At 58.0% G+C, this 19,604-nt stretch carries 21 protein-coding genes; 11 read left to right on the top strand and 10 right to left on the bottom strand.

The window, feature by feature from the left end; all coding sequences use genetic code 11:
* On the top strand, positions 1 to 678 hold the full coding sequence (gene narI / locus ACSOSI_RS15310; RefSeq protein WP_112364447.1) for a respiratory nitrate reductase subunit gamma: 678 nt from the start codon (positions 1 to 3) through the stop codon (positions 676 to 678).
* Positions 679 to 695: 17 nt separating this feature from the next.
* Here narI and ACSOSI_RS15305 read toward each other — a convergent pair whose 3' ends face one another.
* The 7 genes from ACSOSI_RS15305 to ACSOSI_RS15275 form a co-directional block, all read right to left on the bottom strand.
* Positions 696 to 1,325: a response regulator transcription factor gene (locus ACSOSI_RS15305; protein WP_476705718.1), complete on the bottom strand. Its 630-nt coding sequence runs from the start codon at positions 1,323 to 1,325 to the stop codon at positions 696 to 698.
* Positions 1,322 to 1,846, bottom strand: coding sequence for a fimbrial protein (locus ACSOSI_RS15300; protein ID WP_476705717.1), 525 nt, complete (start codon positions 1,844 to 1,846; stop codon positions 1,322 to 1,324). Before ACSOSI_RS15300 ends, ACSOSI_RS15305 begins: the two co-directional genes overlap by 4 nt.
* A gap of 14 nt (positions 1,847 to 1,860) precedes the next feature.
* A complete protein-coding gene (locus ACSOSI_RS15295) occupies positions 1,861 to 2,373 on the bottom strand; it encodes a fimbrial protein (RefSeq protein WP_476705716.1) in 513 nt (170 codons plus the stop codon).
* A gap of 518 nt (positions 2,374 to 2,891) precedes the next feature.
* Positions 2,892 to 5,414, bottom strand: coding sequence for a fimbria/pilus outer membrane usher protein (locus ACSOSI_RS15290; RefSeq protein ID WP_476705715.1), 2,523 nt, complete (start codon positions 5,412 to 5,414; stop codon positions 2,892 to 2,894).
* Between the two features lie 70 nt (positions 5,415 to 5,484).
* Positions 5,485 to 6,165 carry a fimbria/pilus periplasmic chaperone gene (locus ACSOSI_RS15285; protein ID WP_476705714.1) on the bottom strand — a complete coding sequence of 227 codons (681 nt, stop codon included), beginning with the start codon at positions 6,163 to 6,165 and terminating at the stop codon, positions 5,485 to 5,487.
* A gap of 84 nt (positions 6,166 to 6,249) precedes the next feature.
* On the bottom strand, positions 6,250 to 6,804 hold the full coding sequence (locus ACSOSI_RS15280) for a fimbrial protein (protein WP_476705713.1): 555 nt from the start codon (positions 6,802 to 6,804) through the stop codon (positions 6,250 to 6,252).
* Between the two features lie 430 nt (positions 6,805 to 7,234).
* Positions 7,235 to 7,831: a tyrosine-type DNA invertase gene (locus ACSOSI_RS15275; protein ID WP_476705712.1), complete on the bottom strand. Its 597-nt coding sequence runs from the start codon at positions 7,829 to 7,831 to the stop codon at positions 7,235 to 7,237.
* A gap of 309 nt (positions 7,832 to 8,140) precedes the next feature.
* On the opposite strand from ACSOSI_RS15275, the gene ACSOSI_RS15270 reads away from it, so the two are divergent.
* From ACSOSI_RS15270 to ACSOSI_RS15225, 10 genes are all read left to right on the top strand, one after another.
* Positions 8,141 to 8,365 (top strand): hypothetical protein, encoded by a 225-nt coding sequence (locus tag ACSOSI_RS15270; RefSeq protein WP_017893154.1) that lies wholly within the window; start codon positions 8,141 to 8,143, stop codon positions 8,363 to 8,365.
* Positions 8,362 to 8,628 (top strand): hypothetical protein, encoded by a 267-nt coding sequence (locus ACSOSI_RS15265; RefSeq protein ID WP_012145593.1) that lies wholly within the window; start codon positions 8,362 to 8,364, stop codon positions 8,626 to 8,628. The genes ACSOSI_RS15270 and ACSOSI_RS15265 overlap by 4 nt, the downstream gene beginning before the upstream one ends.
* 222 nt (positions 8,629 to 8,850) lie before the next feature.
* Positions 8,851 to 9,858: a 3-oxoacyl-[acyl-carrier-protein] synthase III C-terminal domain-containing protein gene (locus ACSOSI_RS15260; protein ID WP_261408823.1), complete on the top strand. Its 1,008-nt coding sequence runs from the start codon at positions 8,851 to 8,853 to the stop codon at positions 9,856 to 9,858.
* Positions 9,855 to 10,871, top strand: a complete 1,017-nt coding sequence (locus tag ACSOSI_RS15255) for an NAD-dependent epimerase/dehydratase family protein (RefSeq protein WP_476705711.1) — start codon at positions 9,855 to 9,857, stop codon at positions 10,869 to 10,871. The genes ACSOSI_RS15260 and ACSOSI_RS15255 overlap by 4 nt, the downstream gene beginning before the upstream one ends.
* The gene (locus tag ACSOSI_RS15250) at positions 10,864 to 11,670 is read left to right on the top strand and encodes an MBL fold metallo-hydrolase (RefSeq protein WP_261128537.1); all 807 of its coding nucleotides are present in this window, start codon (positions 10,864 to 10,866) and stop codon (positions 11,668 to 11,670) included. The genes ACSOSI_RS15255 and ACSOSI_RS15250 overlap by 8 nt, the downstream gene beginning before the upstream one ends.
* A complete protein-coding gene (locus tag ACSOSI_RS15245) occupies positions 11,667 to 12,950 on the top strand; it encodes a F390 synthetase-related protein (protein WP_476705710.1) in 1,284 nt (427 codons plus the stop codon). Before ACSOSI_RS15250 ends, ACSOSI_RS15245 begins: the two co-directional genes overlap by 4 nt.
* Positions 12,950 to 13,567 (top strand): phosphatase PAP2 family protein, encoded by a 618-nt coding sequence (locus ACSOSI_RS15240; RefSeq protein ID WP_476707275.1) that lies wholly within the window; start codon positions 12,950 to 12,952, stop codon positions 13,565 to 13,567. The genes ACSOSI_RS15245 and ACSOSI_RS15240 overlap by 1 nt, the downstream gene beginning before the upstream one ends.
* The gene (locus ACSOSI_RS15235; RefSeq protein ID WP_476705709.1) at positions 13,564 to 14,697 is read left to right on the top strand and encodes a sterol desaturase family protein; all 1,134 of its coding nucleotides are present in this window, start codon (positions 13,564 to 13,566) and stop codon (positions 14,695 to 14,697) included. The genes ACSOSI_RS15240 and ACSOSI_RS15235 overlap by 4 nt, the downstream gene beginning before the upstream one ends.
* Positions 14,690 to 15,772, top strand: coding sequence for a fatty acid desaturase family protein (locus ACSOSI_RS15230; RefSeq protein ID WP_476705708.1), 1,083 nt, complete (start codon positions 14,690 to 14,692; stop codon positions 15,770 to 15,772). The genes ACSOSI_RS15235 and ACSOSI_RS15230 overlap by 8 nt, the downstream gene beginning before the upstream one ends.
* Positions 15,769 to 16,854, top strand: coding sequence for a fatty acid desaturase family protein (locus tag ACSOSI_RS15225; RefSeq protein ID WP_476705707.1), 1,086 nt, complete (start codon positions 15,769 to 15,771; stop codon positions 16,852 to 16,854). The genes ACSOSI_RS15230 and ACSOSI_RS15225 overlap by 4 nt, the downstream gene beginning before the upstream one ends.
* A gap of 49 nt (positions 16,855 to 16,903) precedes the next feature.
* On the opposite strand, the gene ACSOSI_RS15220 is transcribed toward ACSOSI_RS15225, so the two are convergent.
* The 3 genes from ACSOSI_RS15220 to ACSOSI_RS15210 are packed head-to-tail and all read right to left on the bottom strand — an operon-like array spanning position 16,904 to position 19,478.
* Positions 16,904 to 17,053 carry a DUF2474 domain-containing protein gene (locus ACSOSI_RS15220; protein WP_071593056.1) on the bottom strand — a complete coding sequence of 50 codons (150 nt, stop codon included), beginning with the start codon at positions 17,051 to 17,053 and terminating at the stop codon, positions 16,904 to 16,906.
* Positions 17,054 to 17,067: 14 nt separating this feature from the next.
* Entirely contained in the window at positions 17,068 to 18,075 is a 1,008-nt protein-coding gene (gene cydB, locus ACSOSI_RS15215; RefSeq protein WP_476705706.1) for a cytochrome d ubiquinol oxidase subunit II, read from the bottom strand.
* Positions 18,076 to 18,077: 2 nt separating this feature from the next.
* Positions 18,078 to 19,478, bottom strand: a complete 1,401-nt coding sequence (locus tag ACSOSI_RS15210) for a cytochrome ubiquinol oxidase subunit I (RefSeq protein WP_037419213.1) — start codon at positions 19,476 to 19,478, stop codon at positions 18,078 to 18,080.
* Between the last annotated feature and the right edge of the window lie 126 nt (positions 19,479 to 19,604).

Genomic DNA, 19,604 nt, shown 5'->3' with positions numbered 1-19,604 from the left:
ATGCAATTTTTAAATCAGTTCTTCTTCGATATTTACCCCTATCTGGCGGGAGCGATTTTCCTGATCGGCAGTTGGCTGCGTTACGATTACGGCCAATACAGCTGGCGCGCCGGATCCAGCCAGATGCTGGATAAAAAAGGAATGCGACTGGCCTCCAACCTGTTCCACATCGGCATTCTGGGCATCTTCGCCGGGCATTTCCTTGGCATGCTGACGCCGCACTGGATGTATGAATCCTTCCTGCCGATCGACGTGAAGCAGAAACTGGCGATGATCGCCGGGGGGGCCTGCGGCGTAATGACCCTGATCGGCGGTGCGCTGCTGCTGAAACGTCGGTTGACCAACCCGCGGGTGCGGGCGACCAGCAGCTTTGCCGACATCATGATCCTGACGTTGCTGGTGGTGCAGGTGTGCCTGGGGCTGCTGACCATTCCGTTCTCCGCCCAACATATGGACGGCAGCGAGATGATGAAGCTGGTGGCCTGGGCGCAGGCGGTGGTGACCTTCCACGCCGGGGCGTCACAGCATCTGGTGGGCGTTGCGCCGATTTTTAAACTGCATATGGTGCTGGGCATGACGCTGTTCGTGCTGTTCCCGTTCTGTCGCCTGGTGCATATCTGGAGCGTACCGGTGGAGTACCTGACCCGCCGTTACCAGCTGGTGCGTAATCGCCGCTAAAGACATTTCCACCTCTATTACCCTCTATCTGGCGAAACGCGATCCGTCAGATGGGGGGAATTCGTGATACAAACTTTTTCTTCCCTCAGCCCCAGTTCCATCGACGCCTGCCAGTTTGCCAGCAAGGCTCGCGCTCGCTGTGGCGCCAGAGCAAATAACTCCACCTCACTGTGCAACCCCAACTTCTGCATTAAGTGGCGCTTCTGGAAACTGACCGTTTTCACGCTGCGCCCCTGCTGGTGTGCGATGTCCGACACGCTGTGGCCATTGAGCAGGGCATTGAGCACCTGTTGCTCGCGCGGCGCCAGTAACTGACGGCGGGCGGTAATATCCACAGATAGCGGCGGATTGAGCAGCGCCCCCAGCGCATACAGCATGGCATTGCTGGTCAGACCGAGCTTACCCATAGCCCGTTGCTTGTGGCTGCTGATGGTGCGGATATTGCGTTGCAGCTTCCAGGCAATTGCCGTCAAGTCCTGGCCACTGAGCAGCGCCTGCACTATATGGCGCTCCGTGGGGGTCAGGCGTGCGAGCAGATAGGCCGGCAGCAGAGCCTGGCGAACAGGCTCACTGTCGTGCTGGAGCGGCTGCGGACCCGCGTGCGTGTAACACGATGCCGCAAAGGGATAAACCGGCGTGAGCTTCAATTGTTGTACCAAATGGTAAAGGTGGCGCTGGCATTGGCACTGCCGCCGGTCACCGTGTCGCTGGTGGCGATGTAGCGTGCACTGAAGGTCAGGTTGTTGATCGTGCCGATGCCGCCCTTGATCGGCATCAGGGCGGAAAGTTGGCCCGGTGGCAGTATGTTGCCCGCCGCATCCTGCAGCAGCACCCCCACACCGCTCGCGACCTTGGTACTGGTGGTTAACGCCAGGGCGTTGCTGTCTCCACTGGCGGAGGTGCCGTCAAACTGTACTTTTACCTGGCTGATTTCCGCCGGGCAGTTTTTCAAACGCAACTGGAAGTCGACGCCGGGGGAGGTGGCACCTTTGGTGCCAAACACCGAGCGGTGAATGGTCCCGAGCGGTACGTTTAGCGGGTTGACGTCCGGCTGGCAGGCGGACGTCAGGATGCGCCCGGTGATATTCACCGTGGCGCTGTCGGCCAGGGTGGTACCGGACAGCAGTAATGCCAGCCCGGCCGCCATCAGGGGCTTGAAAACGGTCATGTGCTTCTCCCGGTTTACTGGTAGGTGATATTCAGGGTGGCGCTGCTGTTGGCCAGCCCACCGCCGATGGCGGTTTGGGTCTGGTAATAGCGTGCGCTGAACGGCAGGGTTTCCTGACCGCCGACGGAGGTTTTCAGCAGGATACGGTTGTTGAGTTTGAGTGGTACGCTGCCGTACAACAGTTGCACCCCGACGCCTTTGGCGGTGCCGCTCTGCCCGGCGTTGGTCAGCGCCAGCACGCTGGTGTCGGTGGTGTCCGCGTTTTGGCTGCCGGCCAGTGCGACGTTGATGTTGGCGTCCTTGTCGCAACTCAGACCCAGATTGAAGGTTTTATCGCCGGCACCGCTGCCGATCCCGCTAAAGGCGCTGCTCTGCACATCCCCCAGCGGCACGCTGATGGTGGTATTGGTGAGGGAGCAGGCGAGTTTGGTTACGGTACCGGTGATATAGATAGGGATTTCAGTGCCCCAACTCGTCGGGAGGATATTATTATTTCCATTTATCAGAGCACCGATTTGACCAGTCAATGGACCACTATCCAGCATGCCTGTTTTATACAGCTGGATTTGGGGAGTTAAAGGCCAGTTAGGGTTGACGGTAGCTCCAGCACTAGTAGCCATAATCCAGGTGTCGGTAGAACCCGGAATACCCTTACCACCAATCCATCTGGAGTTTTTATCAACACCAAGAATGTATCCGATGCCGGATATATTGCTGGCAAAAACCCGCTTTACCCCATCAATATTGTTATTTGCGTAAGCGCCATTGGTTTTGACTCCAACAGCAACGATGCTATCCGAATTTGTGCAGTTGTAGCCGCTGCGGGTTCCTTGCAGCACACCTGTTAATGCGGTTAAATTTGGTGTATCTCTCTGCACAATAATTGTGCCCACATTTATTGTGGCCGAACTGGTTATCGATGTACAAGTCCATGCTCGCCCTGGCTGGCTATACAACCCCATCAGTGCAGCGGCAGCCACCAGGCACCGCATCTTCAGGCAATGTGTTGTTGCCATTGTCGGTCTTCTCTTTTTTATTGGACCATTCATCTGCACACCTCGTTAATCTGTACCACACCACCCGGCTGGGGCGCTGTGGGCAATTGATAATTGACCCGACACTCTCCACCGCTGCCGTTGCCCCATTTCACCCGCAGCCTGCCGCTGTCGGCCAGGCCGCTCAGGTACACCTGGCCGCCGTCGCCGACAATGCTACCCTGTGCCGCGTTTTGGTCGGCCTCGCTGACCGTGGCGCCAAAGGGCACCGGGCGGCCATCGGCCTGGGTTAAGGTCATCAACACCCGTGCGCCCACCTTGGCCATAAAGGTGGCGCGCACCAGCGCGCCCCGCGTCGGGGTGACCCGTTGGCTGTTCTGCTCAATCTCCGCGTCCGTCGGCAGCGTTTCCGGGTTTAGCGTCACGTTGCCGTATCGGTACGGCGTCAGGTAGGGCACCAGCGCGTAGCCGCGGTAGTCGGTGCGCACCCCGGTCTGGTTGCTCACGCTCACCCCCGGCGCGCCCGGGGCCGCCACCAGCGCGGCGGTTTCCCCCAGCGGCTGGCCCAGCGTAATGCCATTCTGGTGCGCCACCAGGCTGCCCTGCAGCCCGTAGTTCAGGCGTCGGTTGTATTTGTCGTAGCCGTAACCGGCAGCCACTTCGCCGTAGGTGCCGCGGTAATCCAGATTGCTGTTGCCGCCATAGCCCTGGCCCCGGCTACCGTAGGTCTGCTGCACGCCCCAGCTCAGGCTGTTGTCACGTAGCGCCACGCCGCTCAGCCCCAGATTGTGGCTGGTCGCCCCCCCTTTGGTGTTGTTGAGGCCGTAGTTGACCCAGGCGCTGTTGTTGTCCCACAGGTTCAGCGGCACGTTGAGGTTCAGCGCTATCTGCTGGTCGTTACTGCGGGTGGCGCCCTGGGTGTTGCGGTTGTAGTTCCAGTTGACGCCGTAACTGATGCCGCGCCAACTGTTGCTGTAGCCCAGCCCCAGTGACGCCAGGCTGCGCTCGCTGTTCCAGTAGTCTTCCCGTACCGCGCTCAGCGACAGGCTGCCTGCCTGCTGCCCCAGTTGCTGGTTCATGCTCAGTTCGGCCCGATTGCGCCGCCGCTCGTTCAGCCAGAACGGGGTGGCGCTGCTGCGCCAGCCGTCCAGCACTTCCGCCAGCGAGTAGAACCCCGCGGTGGAGTAACGGTAACCGGCGATGGCGAAGTTGGTGCCGGTCTGCACCAGATTCTTGCTGTAGCGTACCCGCCATGACTGGCCGGTGGCGCTGTCCTGGTCTTTCGGCTGGCTGCGCGACTGCGTCATGTCCACGGAGAACGCCCCCCAGTCGCCGAGGTTGTTGCCCAGCCCCAGTGCCGCCGACTGGTAGTGTTGCGCCGCCTGCACGCCGCCATACAGGGTGGTGTTCCACGGCAGGCCGTAAATCGCGGTGCCCTGCATCAGGGCGCTGTTGTCGACGTTGTTGTCATAGCTGCGGTACTGGCCGCCGGTCAGGCTGTATTTGAGCCGGCCTTCCCGCTGCAACACGGGCAGGGAGGCGAAGGGCACCACTAACTGTTGTTCGCTGCCATCGGCTTCTTTAATGGTGACCTGCAGGTCGCCGCTGCCGCCGGTGGGGTACATGTCGTTAATCACGAAGGCGCCGGGGGCCACAAAGGTGCGGTAGATTTCATAGCCGTTCTGGCGCACCACCACCTGGGCATTAGTGCGGGCGATGCCGCGAACCGAGGGTGCGTAACCGCGCAGGCTGTCGGGCAGCATCTCGTCATCCGAGGCCAGCTGCACGCCGCGAAAGGGCACGGCGTCAAACACCTCGGCCGGGGCATTGCTGTCGCCCAGGGTCAACTGGCTTTGCAGGCCAATCAGGTTGCGCTGGGCGTAGGTGTACACCGTATCCCACTTGTCCTGGCCGTCACTGCTGCGGCTCCAGGTGGTGTAGTTGCGCAAGCGCCAGGGGCCGGCGTTCAGGCCGGGCCGCAGGTTGGCGAACTGGCTGTTGCTGTCGCCGCCCTGACCGCTGCCGCGGGCGGTGTTGTCTGCGCCGTTCAGGCTGTAATTGAGTATCAGTGCCGGGATACCCTCGTCCCATTGTGACGACGGCACATAGCCGCGCGGTTGTCGATCCAGTGCGGCCTGGGGAATGCTCAGCACCAGTTGCTGACGGTCAAACAGCAAGCGTGCCGAGGCCTGGGGAATGGCGGCCAGATTGGCGCAATGGCTGTCTGCGTTACCGAGAGCAGGGAACAGAGTGGTTCGCACCCCCCAGCCGGCCAGGTCATCCACGCTCAGACAGGGTTGTAGCCCCTGACCGTCAGCACCGGTTGAAAAGGTCACCGTCCGGGCATCGATCTGTTGATCGTTAATCAGAATATCAACCCGGTAATCCCCCGGTAATTGGCCGCCGTTCTCTTCGAACGTTGCCAGATTGGCGGCCCCTTGCTGTGGCCCATCCAATTCCAACAAGGCGGGGTTGAAGTAGTCTCGCGCCTGTACCGGTGGTGAGCCGGTCAGTGCCAGTGCTATCAACATGGTAAGGCGGTCCGGACGATATGCCGGCCAAAAGTGTGTCATACCTTGCTCCTTATTATTTTCCGTTGCCGACAGTCGATCCTTGCTGTCGTAGCGGCGCACCGCCCGGTCGTCACTGCATTAATGGACCCTGTTGTGGGGCGCCGATGCCGCCGTAGTCAGTAATCAGCCGCCAGATAACCGCTTTGCCGCGTGCGGTGGCCGGCAGATTGAAGGTGGCAGTGCTACGCGGAGCTACATAGGTAGCGTCTTGAACTTCCAATCCGTTGATCGTCACGCTCTGAAAATTCATATAGAAGGGCGTGGGGTTGTTTACGGTCAGCGTTGTGCCGGCCTGTCGCCAGGTCAGTTGTCCGCTGACCGCTTCGGGGCTTTGCCCGTTCAGGGCTGCGGGACGATAAAGCAGTTTGATGCGGGTTTTGACGGCGATTTGCAGGGTGTTGTCCTGGCGGGATGCCGACGGGATGGATTTGACGTTCAGCCAGTACAGTGATTCGCGGTCTTCGGGCAACGTGCCCCCTACGCGCACTACACGCAGTACGTTTTGCAGCCCGCCGTCCAGGCGAAACAGCGGTGGCGTCAGGATGAATGGGGCTTTTTCGCTGCTGCCTTCCTGTGGGTCAACCCAGGACTGGATCAGATAGGCCAAGGTGTCGGGATTACTGACGCTCAGGGTGCTCTCTTTTTTATCTCCGTCATACACCAGACGGGTGGCGCCAATCACCACGCCGGCCTCAGCCAGGCTGCTGGCCATCATCACGCCGCCACACAGGGCGGTGAGCCAATACTTCATGCGCTTTCTCCCAGAAAAGGGCGGCGGGTTTACGCCGCCCGAACACCGGTACTGCGTGTGGCGAGCGTTACCGGGGGTGGTTCATCAGTTGTATTTGACGATGAAACTGGCGGTGGCGTTGGCCTTGCCTGAGGTTACCGCCGTTGCGGTGGCGATATAGCGAGCGGTGAAGTCCAGTGAGTTGACATTGTCAGCCGTAGAAGTACCTGCAATCAGGTCATAGCTGGCGGATTCTGTTTTCAGCGGCAGTACGCTACCGCTCTTGTCGCTGATCTGGATACCGACGCCGGTAGCGGTCGGATCCGTGACAGTACCGGCGGTGAGTGCCAGCACCTGGTTATTGTTGCTGTCGGCCGTGCCATCGAACTCTATGGTGGCCTTGGTGTAGGCCGCCGGGCAGGTTTTTAACTTGATTGAAAATTTGGTGGCGTTTGAGACGGTGCCTGAACCGCCGCTAAAGGCGGTTTTGTTAAAAGTACCCATTGGGATACTTAAGCTGGTAGTTCCCCCCAGATCTACCACGCAGGTGGTGTCTTTGATATCACCGGTAAAGTTTAGGGTGCCGTCGGCGGCAAAGGCGGAAGAGACAGAGAATATTGTGGTTGTGGCCAGGGCGGCCGCGATCAGAGTCTTTTTCATAAATACGATTCCTTGAGGAGTGCATTCTTGCACAATGTCCATTTAACTCATTGATTGAGTTGTCCTTTTTTTAGTCGACGCTCGTGTTGCCATAGCGATGCAAACGCAACATTTTGAGTCAAACTGTCACATTAGGCAGATAGTTCTTCTGGTTGATTGGTTTGGAGTGATGTATGGGAGATAACACCATGGATGGTGTTTAAATTGGTGAGTGATGCTGCTTAATTATTCATTAATGATTCAGGGAGAGAAAAGAAATCGACCGAGTGTGACGGAAAGTCTGGAATTGATGAGAATAGTCATGTGAAGGCGTTAGTGAGGGATGGGTTTATTGTGTTGATATTGATAGAGTTATAGGCAAGAATAAAAAAACCACAAAACAAACATTGACTTTTTTTCAGGATATTCCTAGTTTAGTTGTCAGTTTGACTCAAAATGTTACATTTTCCTCCTCTTTTTCCTCCTTCCACAGGTGTTTAAATCGTCCGGCATTGGCCGCGGTGTACAGCACCGTATGCTGAATATTACGGTGTCCCAGATAGTCCTGTATCACCCGGGTATCGGCGCCATTATCTGCCAGCGCATAGCCACAGGCATGGCGCAACATGTGCGGATGGGCGTCCACATCAAGTCCGGCCTGCTTACCGTAAGCCTGCAACATGCGATAAATGCGCTGGCGTGACAACCGGTAGCCTTTCTGCGACAGAAACAGCCACTCTTCATCCTCCAGATTGCGACAGGACCGGCGTTTTTCCAGCCAGCGGGTCAGTAGATTTTTCTCGGTGGTTTCCAGCGGATGGATGGTGGATAGCCCGTTTTTAAGGCGGTTCATATAGACGCAACCGCTTTCCATATCCAGGTCCGCCATGCGCAGGCCGTTAAGCTCACTAACGCGGCAGCCGTGAATGAAACCCATCCAGATCAGGCAGCTGTCTCGCTCGGGCGCTCGTCCGGCGGCGGCCTGTTGCAGCAGGCGGGTGACCTCGGTACGGGTCAGGTGCTTGCGGTGGTTGTGAGATTTTTGCATTGCTTCTCCTCGAAAAAAACAAAGGCCGGCAACAGGCCGGCCATTGGCGTCGTCCGTCAATCATTGACGATGCAAGGGGCAGTATAGTGCAGGTTGGGTGCAAAAGTTCGAAAGTCTGTGGGCTGTAAAATCCGATCTTCTTTAATATCTGGCAGCAATAGGCTGACTTTTCATATTTGCCAGTTCGATGAGACGTTTATTTCGCGCAACCTGCTGAATTTGCGAAGCGTTACGCAGTTCACTAATTGAACAATGATCGCTGGTGAAGTAAGCTTTTCTCCACTAACTGACAGCCACAGGAGGTGGGGTATGCGTAGTTTGCCAATTCGGTTATCAAATAAAATTGACGACGATCTGAATGATATTGCCAAGCGGCATGGAATGGAGAAAACCGAGGTGATCAAGATGGCTTTCGCGTTGATTGCCATTGCTGATAAACAGTGGGTGAAACAAGATGGTTCATCCCTGGGTATCGTGCGAGGGAACGGCCAGGATTTGGAGGCGGTGGGGCAGGTCGTGGGGATTTTTCCATGAAGGCTGAAGAGACGAAAATACTGGCAGAAGCCAATGGACTTTATCAGGAACAAGTGTTGGTGTTTGACGAAATGGAACGTCTTCGTCTGGCGCGACAGGTATTGTGCGGTATCTTCGTTATCAGCGTGGGCGTTTTTGTTGCCCACGCGTATTGGGATCAAAATGAATCCATCAGGCAGGTGTTTGAACTGTTGAAGATTGGCGCACTGCCGTTGGTCACATTGGTGATCTCCTTTTATTTCCCTCATCGTACCGCCAGATAATGCCTGCCGATTTGCGCATTTTTGCTTCCTTGCCGTAAACTTGCTATCTCAGTATTGTTACAATTAATTGTCGGCGGCCGCCGGCTGTTTGCAGTGCATAACAACAATCAATAGCCCAGTTTTGCGGGCACTTTGGGATTTAAAACCGGGGATGGCTCGGTGCTGTCACAGGATAGCGCCGGGAGATCGCTTTATGGATATGCAGGTTAGTTAACAATAATAATGACAACACAATCATGTTCACCCACGTTGCTGCCGTTGAAAGTCATCGCCACGGGGGCAGCACTGCCACCCAACCGAGTCGACTCCTCCGCGCTCGATAGCCTGCTGTGCAAGCCGACAGGCTACGTCGAGAAACGCTCCGGTATCAGCTACCGTTTTCACGCCAGCGATGATGCCAGCCAGGCTGAACTGGCCGTCGCCGCATTGCAGGATGCCTTAAACCGTTACGGGATCGACGCGCAGTCGATAGATCTGCTGATTTCCGCGTCGGCGATTTCAGTACAGGCCCTGCCTTGCACGGCGGCGCATATTCTTAAGGTGGCCGGACTGGCACCGGGCACTGCCGGTTTCGATATCAACAGCAGCTGTGTCAGTTTTATCTCCGCCCTGCAGGTGGCCGCCGGGCTGCTGAATGCCGGTACCTACCGGCGAATTGCTATTGTCTCAGCCGATTTGGCTTCTCGCGGTATTGACTGGGAGCATGAAGAGTCCTCGCTGATTTTTGGCGATGGCGCGGCCTGCGCCATCGTCGAGCGTGGCGACGGCAGCAGCGGTATTTTGGCCAGCCTGGTGGAGACCTATCCTGAAGGTAGCGAGCTGTGCGAGATACGTGCCGGGGGGACGCGGCGCAACCCGCGCGCCGGCATGACTAACAGCGATTTCCTGTTCCATATGCAGGGCAAACAGCTGTTCCGCCAGGCGTCGGCACTGATCGAAGATTATCTTGCTCGTTTGCTGGCAGCCAGTGGCCTGACACTGGCGCAGATCGCGACGGTGGTGCCGCATCAGGCAAGTCACCTGTCGCTCGAACATATGCGCAAGCGGCTGCATGTTCCCCCTGAAGTGCTGGTGGATATTTATCGCTATCACGGCAATCAGGTGGCGGCATCTATCCCCACGGCGTTACACGCTGCGGTTACCGGCGGGCGATTTAACCCAGGTAAGCCGGTGATGCTGATCGGCACCGCAGCCGGGCTGTCGCTGGCCGGCATGGTGCTGCTGCCATGAGGGTGTTGGTCACCGGGGCCACCAGTGGGCTGGGGCGTAACGCGGCACAGTGGCTGTTGGAAGCGGGTCATCAGGTGCATGCCACCGGTCGTGACAGTCACGCCGGTCAGGAACTGCGTGAGTTGGGTGCCGAGTTCAGCCCGCTGGATTTGGCGCAGGCCACGGTGGAGCAGTGCCGTCAACTGATGGCCAACTGTGATTGGGTCTGGCACTGCGCAGCAAAATCTTCACCCTGGGGCAGCAAAAGCGAGTTCTATCAGGCCAACGAGGCCGCGACCGAAAAACTGGCGCAGGCGGCAGGGGACTGTGGCGTCCGGCGTTTTGTTCACATCTCCACGCCGGCAATCTATTTCGATTTTCGGCCGCACCAGAATATTGACGAAGGCTATCGCGCCAGGCGTTTCGCCAACCATTACGCCGCCAGCAAATATGCCGCCGAGCAGCGGTTGCAGGCACTGGTACCGAGTTACCCGCAAACGACCTATATTATTCTACGGCCCAGAGGGCTGTTCGGCCCACACGACCGGGTGATTGTACCGCGGGTGCTGCAACAGTTGGATCGCGATCGCGGGGTGCTACGGTTGCCTGGCGGTGGCAAAGCGGTATTGGATCTGACCTTTGTACTTAACGTGGTGCATGCGATGGATCTGGCCAGCCGCCAGCACGGGTTGCCATCCGGCGCGGCCTACAACATCACTAATCACCAGCCGCAGCGGCTGGCGGAGATGCTGGATTCGCTGCTGCGTCAGCAATTGGGGCTGCGCTACCGGTTGCAGGCGGTGCCTTATTCCTTGCTGTATGCTCTGGCGGGCGGGCTGGAGTTGCTGGCCCGTTTTACCGGCAAAGAACCCATGCTGACGCGCTATAGCGTGGCGGCGGTGCATTTCGATATGACGCTGAGCCAAACCCTTGCCGTGGAACAGTTGGGCTATCGGCCACGCTATTCGATGGAAGAGGGGATCCGCATCACCGGCGAGTGGCTTAAACGGCAAGGAGAGCAGCTCCATGGCTAAGGTCACTGTTTTTGAGGTGGGGTACTGTACCCATATCGGCTGCATGGCGTTGCGTGGTGCGGGATTCCGGGTGTGCAAGTTCCCGGCCCGTGCTTATTTGCTTGAAGTGGGGGATCGCCGTTGGCTGTGGGATACCGGCTATGCGCACTATTTCCAGCAGCAGACGCAGTCCGGCATTTTCCGCATTTACCGCCAAATGACGCCGGTGTATTTCGACCCCCGTGAGTCACTGAGCCAGCAGTTGCTGTCTGCCGGTTACGCCGCTAATGATATTCAGGCGCTGATTATTTCGCACTTTCACGCCGACCATATTGCCGGGCTGCGTGATTTCAAACATCTCGATTTTATCTGCTCTGGCGAAGGCTGGCGGCAAACTCGTACCTTACGGGGCTTCGCGGCATTAAAACGCGCCTTTATCCCCGGTTTGATCCCTGATGATTTTGAGAGTGGCCTGCAGTTTATCGAGGGTTTCCAACAGGTCAGCCTGCCTGCGCTGCTGGCACCCTTTGATCGCGGCTATGCGCTGCCGGGCAGTGAAGGGCAGATCCTGCTGGTTGATTTGCCGGGGCATGCGGCCGGGCATATTGGCGCGTTTATTCTCACCGACGGTGGCTGGACGCTGCTGGCCAGCGACGCGGCCTGGTCACCGCTGAGCTATCAGCAATTGCGCGGGCCTTCACGCTTGGCCAATCTGGTGATGGACGACGCCAAGGCTTACTACCGCACGCTGGAGCGACTGAATCAGCTATGGGCGAGCGGCAACGCGAATATTTTACTCTGTCATGAGGGGGATTTATGATCCCGCTGATGACGCTGTGGCATTACTTTCGCACCCGACGCTTAACTTTTGCCGACCGCCAGGCGCTGGAGGCATACCAGGCCAAACGGTTAAAGAGTTTTGCGCGCCGGGTGCTGGCGAAGAGTCCTTATTTCAGGCGTTTCAACCGGCAAGATATTGCCACCTGGCCGCTGATGGACAAGGCGCTGATGATGGCGCAGTTTGATCAAATGAACACCGCCGGGCTGCAGCGCGATCAACTGCTGGCCTGCGCGCGGCGCAGCGAGCAGCAGCGAGATTTCAGCCCGAAAATCGGTAAATACAGCGTGGGCCTGTCGTCGGGGACTTCCGGACAGCGCGGTATTTTTGTCGTCAGCCCGGATGAACAAAGCCTTTGGGCCGGTGGCATGCTGGCGAAAATGCTGCCGGACGGCCTGTTTGCCGGCGAGCGTGTGGCGCTGTTTCTGCGGGCGGACAATAACCTGTATCACAGCGTCAACAACCGCTGGCTGAGCCTGGAGTTTTACGATCTTTTCGCCCCCTTTACCGCGCAGTTGGCACGGCTGGAGCAACAGGCGCCCACCATTATTGTCGCGCCGGCTCAGGTACTGCGGGCGCTGGCGCTGGCGGTGCTGGCCAACCAGATTCGGCTCGAGGTCAAAAAGGTGATTTCGGTAGCCGAAGTGTTGGAAGAGCAAGACCGACGGCTGTTGGCGCAGGTGTTTCCGGCGGTGGGTGAGGTCTATCAGGCCACCGAAGGCTTCCTGGCGGCCACCTGCGCGCACGGGACTCTGCACCTGAACGAAGAGTTTTTGCATATAGAACCCCAATGGATTGATGATCAGCGCTTTACGCCGTTAATCACCGACTTCACCCGCAGCACCCAACCGATCGTACGCTATCGGCTGGATGACGTGCTGGTCAGGCAGACGGAGCCATGCCCCTGTGGGCAGGCGTCGATGGCGATTGCCCGTATTGAAGGGCGACGGGACGATCAACTGATGTTGCCGGATGCCCTTGGCCTGCCTCAACTGGTGTTTGCCGATTTATGCAGCCGGGCGATCGCCAATGCGCTGCCGCTGACCAGCGATTACCGGCTAATCCAGAGCGGCGAGCGGCAGTTGCAACTGATTGCCGACTGTAGCGAAGCAGAACTGGCGCACTGCCGGCTGCAGCTGTCTGCCTTGTTTGAACGCCATGGTATCGACAGCGCTGGGCTGGAATGGCAACTGAGCGTGCAGGCGGTGATGCCGCAGTTTGACCGCAAGAGAAGACGGATTACCCGGCAGGTGGCGGCATGATGAAAACGCTACCGTACCGGCTGTGGCAAATGCTGTTGGGTTGGGGATTCGTTGGGGTGATTTATAGCAGTACCGATCGCCTGCAGGGCGTGGGCACGCTGCTTCCCCCTTCGGCGATTGACCGTTGGATCCCCTTTAGTCCGACGGCCATTTGGCTGTACCTGTCTTTCTTTATCATTATTCCGTTGGGCTACTTGTTGGCACCGATCCCGCGGGTTCGATGGTTGCGTGCCGCGATGCAGCTGACGGCATTGGGGGCCGGGGCGGTTTACCTGTTGTGGCCGACCACTATGGCTTACCCGCCGGACAGCGGGGTAGGCGTAAGTTCAAAACTGCTGGCGGTGCTGACCCAGGTAGATTCGCTGCAAAACTGCCTGCCCTCACTCCATATGGCGCTGACGGTGCTGGCGGTATGGGCACTGAGCTGCCGACAGCGAAAAGTGAGAACCGCGCTGTTGATACTGTGGGCGCTGGCGATTGCCTTTTCCATTTTGCAACTGCGCCGCCATCTGCTGGTCGATCTGGTCAGTGGGGCGTTGCTGGCATTTTTGGCCGGCTGGTTGGTTCAGCGCAAACAAAGTTGGCGGCGTAATGCCACCAAAGGAGAGATAGGATGAGCGAACTGGCGATGCCGATCCTGTTCATGCTGTTTGTGGTGATTGGCGAGGCGCTGGTGCTGCAGTATGCACAGCGCCAGCAGGTCAACTGGCACGATCTGGTGTTCAATCTCAACTCCGGCCATATCATGCTGTGGTTGTTCCGCGGGCTGGAAATCACCTGCTACGGCTATGTGGCGGCGCACTTCAGCCTGGATCTGCTGAGCAGTTGGCCACCGGTGCTGATGTGGCTGTTTGCCCTGCTGGCGTGGGACTTCGGCTTTTACTGGTTGCATCGCTTGCATCATCACCTGCGCGTGCTGTGGGCGGTACATGTGGTGCATCATCAGGGTGAGCATTTCAATCTGTCGCTGGGGGTGCGCAATTCTTGGTATTCGTCGTTGACCTCGATCCCGTTCTTTTTATTGTTGGCGTTGCTGGGCGTGCCGCTGTCGGTGTTTGTCACGGTCTCGATCCTGCATTACAGCATCCAGCTGTTTAACCATAATGCGCTGACCCCCAAGCTCGGCTGGCTGGAGCATATTCTTGTTACGCCAGCGCACCATCGGGTGCATCACGTTAAAGATATGGCCTATTCGAACCAGAACTTTGGCGGCAGTTTTATTTTTTGGGACAAACTGTTCGGCACTTTTTGTCCGAGCCTGCCGGAAACGCCGTTTGTGTATGGCGTTAGCGGCGATAAACCTTCCGCCAATCCGTTCTGGGCCAGCAATCTGCCATTCTTGCGTTACTTTCGCCTGCGTTGGCGGCCCAGGGCGAGCAACGGCCGATTCCGCTACTCGGCGCTTAGCGTGTTCAGCGGCGCGATGCTGCTGTTTGCGCTGGTGATTGGCTATGTTTACCAGTACGGCTATGGCTACAGCGATATCAGCTGGCCGCAAATGGCGCTGTTGATGTTGTTGGCGTTGGGTTCGGTGGCGCTGGGCGGCATGACCGAAGGGCGTCGCTGGGCGGTTGTCGCCTGGTTGATGATTACGCTGAGCCTTTCGCTGCTGTTTATTGGTTACCTCGGCTGGTCGCAACTTTATTGGCATCTCGCGATGGTCTTGATCACATTGCACGGGGTTTGCGTGGCGCTGGGCTGGGGCCGCGTGCGCGCTCTTAAGCCGGTGGAGGAACCCCATGGCTGACACACTGGCACCACTGAAGTTTCCCGCCGACGGTGAGCAGGCGTTTCATCGCGATCTCAAACGGGCGGCTCATGCCTATCTGGCCGGTGACCATCGCTATGCCGACGGTTGGCGGCTGGCAAAGGCGGCGCTGTTGTTGGCGCTGTGCGTGGGCTTTTATGCGCTGAGTCTGATGCAGCAGCAGGTTTGGGCATTTTTGGCCTGCTATTTTTTGTTCGTGATGATGGGCATGTTACTCAACGTGAATGTGAACCACGATGCTTCGCATAATGCTTTTCTACGCGCCCCTTGGGCCAACCGATTGGCGGGGCGGCTGGTGACGCTGCCGCTGGGGGTAGACCCGGATTATTGGCGGGTGCGGCATGTGGAATATCACCACGTTTATGCCAACGTCGAACACTACGATCTGGATACCGAAGAGAATGGTTTTTTCCGCCAGACGCCGTTCCAGCGCTGGCGCAAACATATGCGTTATCAGCACCTGTACTGGCCGTTGATTGCCGCACTCTCCTTGCCCTATATCGCCTGGATATTTGACTGGTCGGATCGCCTGGGGAAAACCCCGCTGCATGAAAAGAACATTTTACCGGGCCGCAGCGGCTGGGCGGTGTTTATCCTGTGCAAGATTGGCCATCTGTTGTTGGTGCTGGCAATCCCCCTGGTGCTGTGCCAGCAGAACGGTATCGGCTGGCCGTGGGTGCTGCTGGCCTATGCGCTCAGCCAGATGTGTGCCTCGTTGTTGGTGGTGTTTCTATTGCTGGGAACCCATTGGGCGCAGGCCGAATTTTACCCGGTGCCGGAGGGCGAAAGCATGCCACATGGCTGGTATCGCCATAATTTCGCTACCGCCTGTGACTGGCAGACTTCGCCGCGTGGGTTGCAGCACCTGACCGGCGGGCTGAATTATCATCTGACCCATCATCTGTTTCCCGGCTGGAATCATCGCCATTATCCGGCGCTGGCCGCCATAGTGGCGCAGTTGGCGGCGCAACACGGTATGGAATACCGCTGCATTGGCTACCGCGAACTGCTGGCGCAGCAACAGCATTTCTTACGTCGGATGGGGCAGCCATGAAGCCGTTACGGCCGTTGGCTTTCAAGCCGGATGACACCGGGCTGCATCGTGCGCTGATGCAGGCCGCGCAGGGTTATCTGGCCGACAATCGCGACCATCGTTTTGCCGACGGCGGCATGCTGGCGAAGGTGCTTTTCCTGCTGGCGCTATGCGCGCTTTGTTATGGGTTGAGCCTGCTGCAGCAGAGCCTCTGGGGCTTTTTTGCCTGCTACTTCGGGTTCATTTTCATCGGCATGTTCCTCACGGTCAACGTGGTGCACGACGCGTCGCACAACGCATTTTTCAGGCAGCCCTGGGCCAACCGCTGGCTGAATTGTCTGGTGAGTATCCCGCTCGGGTTAGATCCCGATTGCTGGCGGGTGCGGCACGTTATTTTTCATCATGCCCACAACAACATCGAGCATTACGATCCCGATATCGACGCCAATGGGGTGCTGCGGCAGACGCCGTTCCAGCGTTGGCGGCCCTTTATGCGTGCGCAGCGCTTTTACTGGCCGCTGGTGGCGGCGATGACCTTTCCGTATTACATCTGGCTGTTCGACTGGCTTGACCGGGCAGGGCGAACCCGGGTCAGGGCGCGGATGGCGCAACAGGGCCTGCGTGGTTGGAGTATTTTTCTGGCGGGCAAAGCGGCGCATTTGCTGTTGGCGCTGGCGATCCCGTGTTATCTGCTGCCGCCGGCAATCGGTGTCGGGCAGATCCTGCTGGTTTATCTGCTAAGCCAGATGTTGTCGTCACTGCTGTTCGTAATGTTGATTATCGGCACCCACTGGGCCAAGGCGCAATTTTATCAGGCACCGACGCAGGGGCCGTTAGCGCACGGCTGGTACCACCATGTGTTTGCCACCACCTTTGACTGGTTCCCGCGGCCGCGCTGGCTGGGCTATTGGTTGGGCGGGGCAAATCTGCACCTGACCCACCATCTGTTCCCGCACTGGAGCCACCGCCATTACCCGGCATTAAGCCGTATCATTGCCGAGGTGGCACCTCGCTTTGGCATCGACTATCGGGTATTGGAACTGGGGGAGTTGCTGCGTCTGCAACAGCGTTTTCTCAGCGCTATGGGGCGTAAACCGGTTTAGTTATTAGCGTGGGCATTTTACTGCCCACGCTTGCCAGACAGCGCCTGGATTAATGCGATCTCATGCCCGCTGCATTCATCAACAGGCGGAACAGCGAAGCGACCGCGAACAGCCCCAGCACGCTGGCGCTCCAGATCACGACCAGCCAGCCGACGCGTTTCCACCAGGGGGCCGGTACAGGTGCGGTTTTATCCTGCATAGTTTCTTCCCTCATCAGTGATAACCCTGTTCATGGCTGACCTTGCCGCGGAACACGTAGTAGCTCCAGAAGGTGTAAACCAAAATAATAGGAATGATAAACAGCGCGCCAACCAGCATAAAGCCCAGGCTTTGTGGCGGCGCAGCGGCTTGCCACAGAGTGATGGAAGGGGGGATCAACAGCGGCCAAATGCTGATGCCCAACCCGCTCAGGCCAAGGAACACCAGCAGCAGGGTGAGCAAGAACGGCGAGTAGTGCGCCGCATTTTTCACCCCATGCCCAATGCCCCAGGCGCTGAGCAGCACCAGGATCGGCACCGGCAGCAGCACAAACAGATTCGGCAGTGAGAACCAGCGGGTGGCGATCTCCGGGTGAGCAATCGGCGTCCAGATACTGACTACCGCCAACACCAGCAGCAGGGTAGCCAACAGTGGCATTGTCAGCCGGTACATCCGCGCCTGCAGGTCACCGGCGGTTTTCATCACCAGCCAGGTGCAGCCGAGCAACGCATAGGTCACCACCAGCCCCAACCCGCAAAACAGCGCGAACGGGGTCAGCCAGTCGAGGGCACCACCGGCATAGGTGCGGCCGTTGACCGGGAAACCCTTGATGATGGCACCCACCACCACCCCCTGGCTGAAGGTGGCGAACACTGATCCCCAGATAAACGCCTTATCCCAGATGTGACGTTTTTCCGCCGTGGCCTTAAAGCGAAACTCAAAGGCCACGCCGCGGAAGATCAGGCCAAACAACATCAGGGTCAGCGGAATGGCCAGCGCGTCGAGGATCACCGCGTAAGCCAATGGGAAGGCGCCAAACAGCGCCGCTCCGCCCAGAACCAGCCAGGTTTCATTGCCGTCCCACACCGGGGCGACGGTGTTCATCATCACATCACGGTCACCGCTGTCCTTAACCCAGGGGAACAGGATGCCGATACCCAAATCAAAGCCGTCCATTACCACGTACATCATGGTGCTGAACACGATGATCACAAACCAAATCAGCGGAAGATCAATGCCCATGCTCAGCTCCTGTCATCCAGAGTTTCTTTCACCGCAGACAGCGGACGTGCCGGTCGGCCTTCGGTGTCATCTTCATGCACTTCATGCTGCTGCGGCCCTTTGCGGATCAGCCGCATCATGTAGGAGTAGCCCACGCCGAACACCGAACAGTAGACGATGATAAACGCCAGCAGGCTGATGCTCATGTGCAGGTCGCCGTGCGCGGAGACCGCATCCTTGGTGCGCAGCAGGCCATACACCACCCACGGCTGACGCCCAATCTCGGTAGTGAACCAACCCGCCAGCAGGGCTAGCAGCCCGGAAGGCCCCATCCACAAAATGAAGTAGAGGAACGGCCGGGACTGATACAACCCGCCGCGCCAGCGCAGCCACAGGCTCCAGACCCCGGCGAGGATCATCAGCATGCCCAGCGCCACCATGATGCGGAACGACCAGAACACAACGGTGGAGTTCGGGCGGTCCTCCGGCGGGAAGGATTTCAGCGCCGGTACCTGCTCGGTCAGGCTGTGGGTCAGGATCAGGCTACCGAGATACGGCACTTCAAGCTTGAAGCGGGTTTCCTCACGCTGCATATCCGGCCAGCCGAACAGGATCAGCGGGGTGGCTTCACCCGGCGGGTTTTCCCAGTGGCCTTCGATGGCTGCGATTTTTGCCGGCTGATATTTCAGCGTATTCAGGCCGTGCGCATCGCCGATCATCGCCTGTATCGGCGCGACAATCAGCGCCATCCACATTGCCATCGACAGCATTTTGCGCATCGCCGGAGTGTCACGTCCGCGCAGCAAATGCCAGGCGGCGGAGGCACTGACAAAGAACGCCGAGGACAGGAAGGCGGCGGTCGACATGTGCAACAGCCGGTACGGGAATGACGGGTTGAAAATCACTTTGAGCCAGTCGACCGGTACCACCTGGCCGTTAATGATTTCGTGGCCCTGTGGGGTCTGCATCCAGCTGTTGGACGCCAGGATCCAGAAGGTGGAAATCAGCGTCCCCAGCGCCACCATGCAGGTAGCGAAGAAGTGCAGGCCAGGGCCGACGCGGTTCCAGCCGAACAGCATTACCCCGAGGAAACCGGCCTCCAGGAAGAAGGCGGTCAGCACTTCATAGGTCAGCAACGGGCCGGTGATACTGCCGGCAAACTCGGAGAAAAAGCTCCAGTTGGTGCCGAACTGATAGGCCATCACCAGGCCGGATACCACGCCCATGCCGAAGTTGACGGCGAAGATTTTTGACCAGAAATGATAGAGATCGCGGTAGGTTTCATTTCGCGTTTTCAGCCACAACCCTTCCAGCACCGCCAGATAACTGGCCAGACCGATGGTAATTGCAGGGAAAATAATATGGAAAGAAACGGTGAAGGCGAACTGTATTCTGGCAAGTTCCAGTGCATCAAGACCCAGCATGGCGCCTCCTTGGGTTGTACATAAAATGGCCTCTTCAGTATAGCGGTAATTTTTCTATCGAAAGCTTGGCGTCAAGTTAAGCACGGAGTACATTAACTATAATAGTGACAGTTATTTCACTTTTTC

The sequence above is a fragment of the Serratia sp. AR11 genome (assembly GCF_056376275.1).
The sequence above is the reverse complement of the archived record's forward strand: the minus strand, read 5'-3'. Positions and strand labels throughout refer to the sequence as shown.

What these genes read in the sequence shown, in the direction of transcription:
- narI (WP_112364447.1), top strand. Translation starts at nt 1, where the DNA reads ATGCAATTTTTAAATCAGTTCTTCTTCGATATTTACCCCTATCTGGCG.
- ACSOSI_RS15300 (WP_476705717.1), bottom strand. Translation starts at nt 1,846, where the DNA reads ATGACCGTTTTCAAGCCCCTGATGGCGGCCGGGCTGGCATTACTGCTG.
- ACSOSI_RS15290 (WP_476705715.1), bottom strand. Translation starts at nt 5,414, where the DNA reads ATGACACACTTTTGGCCGGCATATCGTCCGGACCGCCTTACCATGTTG.
- ACSOSI_RS15285 (WP_476705714.1), bottom strand. Translation starts at nt 6,165, where the DNA reads ATGAAGTATTGGCTCACCGCCCTGTGTGGCGGCGTGATGATGGCCAGC.
- ACSOSI_RS15280 (WP_476705713.1), bottom strand. Translation starts at nt 6,804, where the DNA reads ATGAAAAAGACTCTGATCGCGGCCGCCCTGGCCACAACCACAATATTC.
- ACSOSI_RS15275 (WP_476705712.1), bottom strand. Translation starts at nt 7,831, where the DNA reads ATGCAAAAATCTCACAACCACCGCAAGCACCTGACCCGTACCGAGGTC.
- ACSOSI_RS15270 (WP_017893154.1), top strand. Translation starts at nt 8,141, where the DNA reads ATGCGTAGTTTGCCAATTCGGTTATCAAATAAAATTGACGACGATCTG.
- ACSOSI_RS15265 (WP_012145593.1), top strand. Translation starts at nt 8,362, where the DNA reads ATGAAGGCTGAAGAGACGAAAATACTGGCAGAAGCCAATGGACTTTAT.
- ACSOSI_RS15260 (WP_261408823.1), top strand. Translation starts at nt 8,851, where the DNA reads ATGACAACACAATCATGTTCACCCACGTTGCTGCCGTTGAAAGTCATC.
- ACSOSI_RS15255 (WP_476705711.1), top strand. Translation starts at nt 9,855, where the DNA reads ATGAGGGTGTTGGTCACCGGGGCCACCAGTGGGCTGGGGCGTAACGCG.
- ACSOSI_RS15250 (WP_261128537.1), top strand. Translation starts at nt 10,864, where the DNA reads ATGGCTAAGGTCACTGTTTTTGAGGTGGGGTACTGTACCCATATCGGC.
- ACSOSI_RS15245 (WP_476705710.1), top strand. Translation starts at nt 11,667, where the DNA reads ATGATCCCGCTGATGACGCTGTGGCATTACTTTCGCACCCGACGCTTA.
- ACSOSI_RS15240 (WP_476707275.1), top strand. Translation starts at nt 12,950, where the DNA reads ATGAAAACGCTACCGTACCGGCTGTGGCAAATGCTGTTGGGTTGGGGA.
- ACSOSI_RS15235 (WP_476705709.1), top strand. Translation starts at nt 13,564, where the DNA reads ATGAGCGAACTGGCGATGCCGATCCTGTTCATGCTGTTTGTGGTGATT.
- ACSOSI_RS15230 (WP_476705708.1), top strand. Translation starts at nt 14,690, where the DNA reads ATGGCTGACACACTGGCACCACTGAAGTTTCCCGCCGACGGTGAGCAG.
- ACSOSI_RS15225 (WP_476705707.1), top strand. Translation starts at nt 15,769, where the DNA reads ATGAAGCCGTTACGGCCGTTGGCTTTCAAGCCGGATGACACCGGGCTG.
- ACSOSI_RS15220 (WP_071593056.1), bottom strand. Translation starts at nt 17,053, where the DNA reads ATGCAGGATAAAACCGCACCTGTACCGGCCCCCTGGTGGAAACGCGTC.
- cydB (WP_476705706.1), bottom strand. Translation starts at nt 18,075, where the DNA reads ATGGGCATTGATCTTCCGCTGATTTGGTTTGTGATCATCGTGTTCAGC.
- ACSOSI_RS15210 (WP_037419213.1), bottom strand. Translation starts at nt 19,478, where the DNA reads ATGCTGGGTCTTGATGCACTGGAACTTGCCAGAATACAGTTCGCCTTC.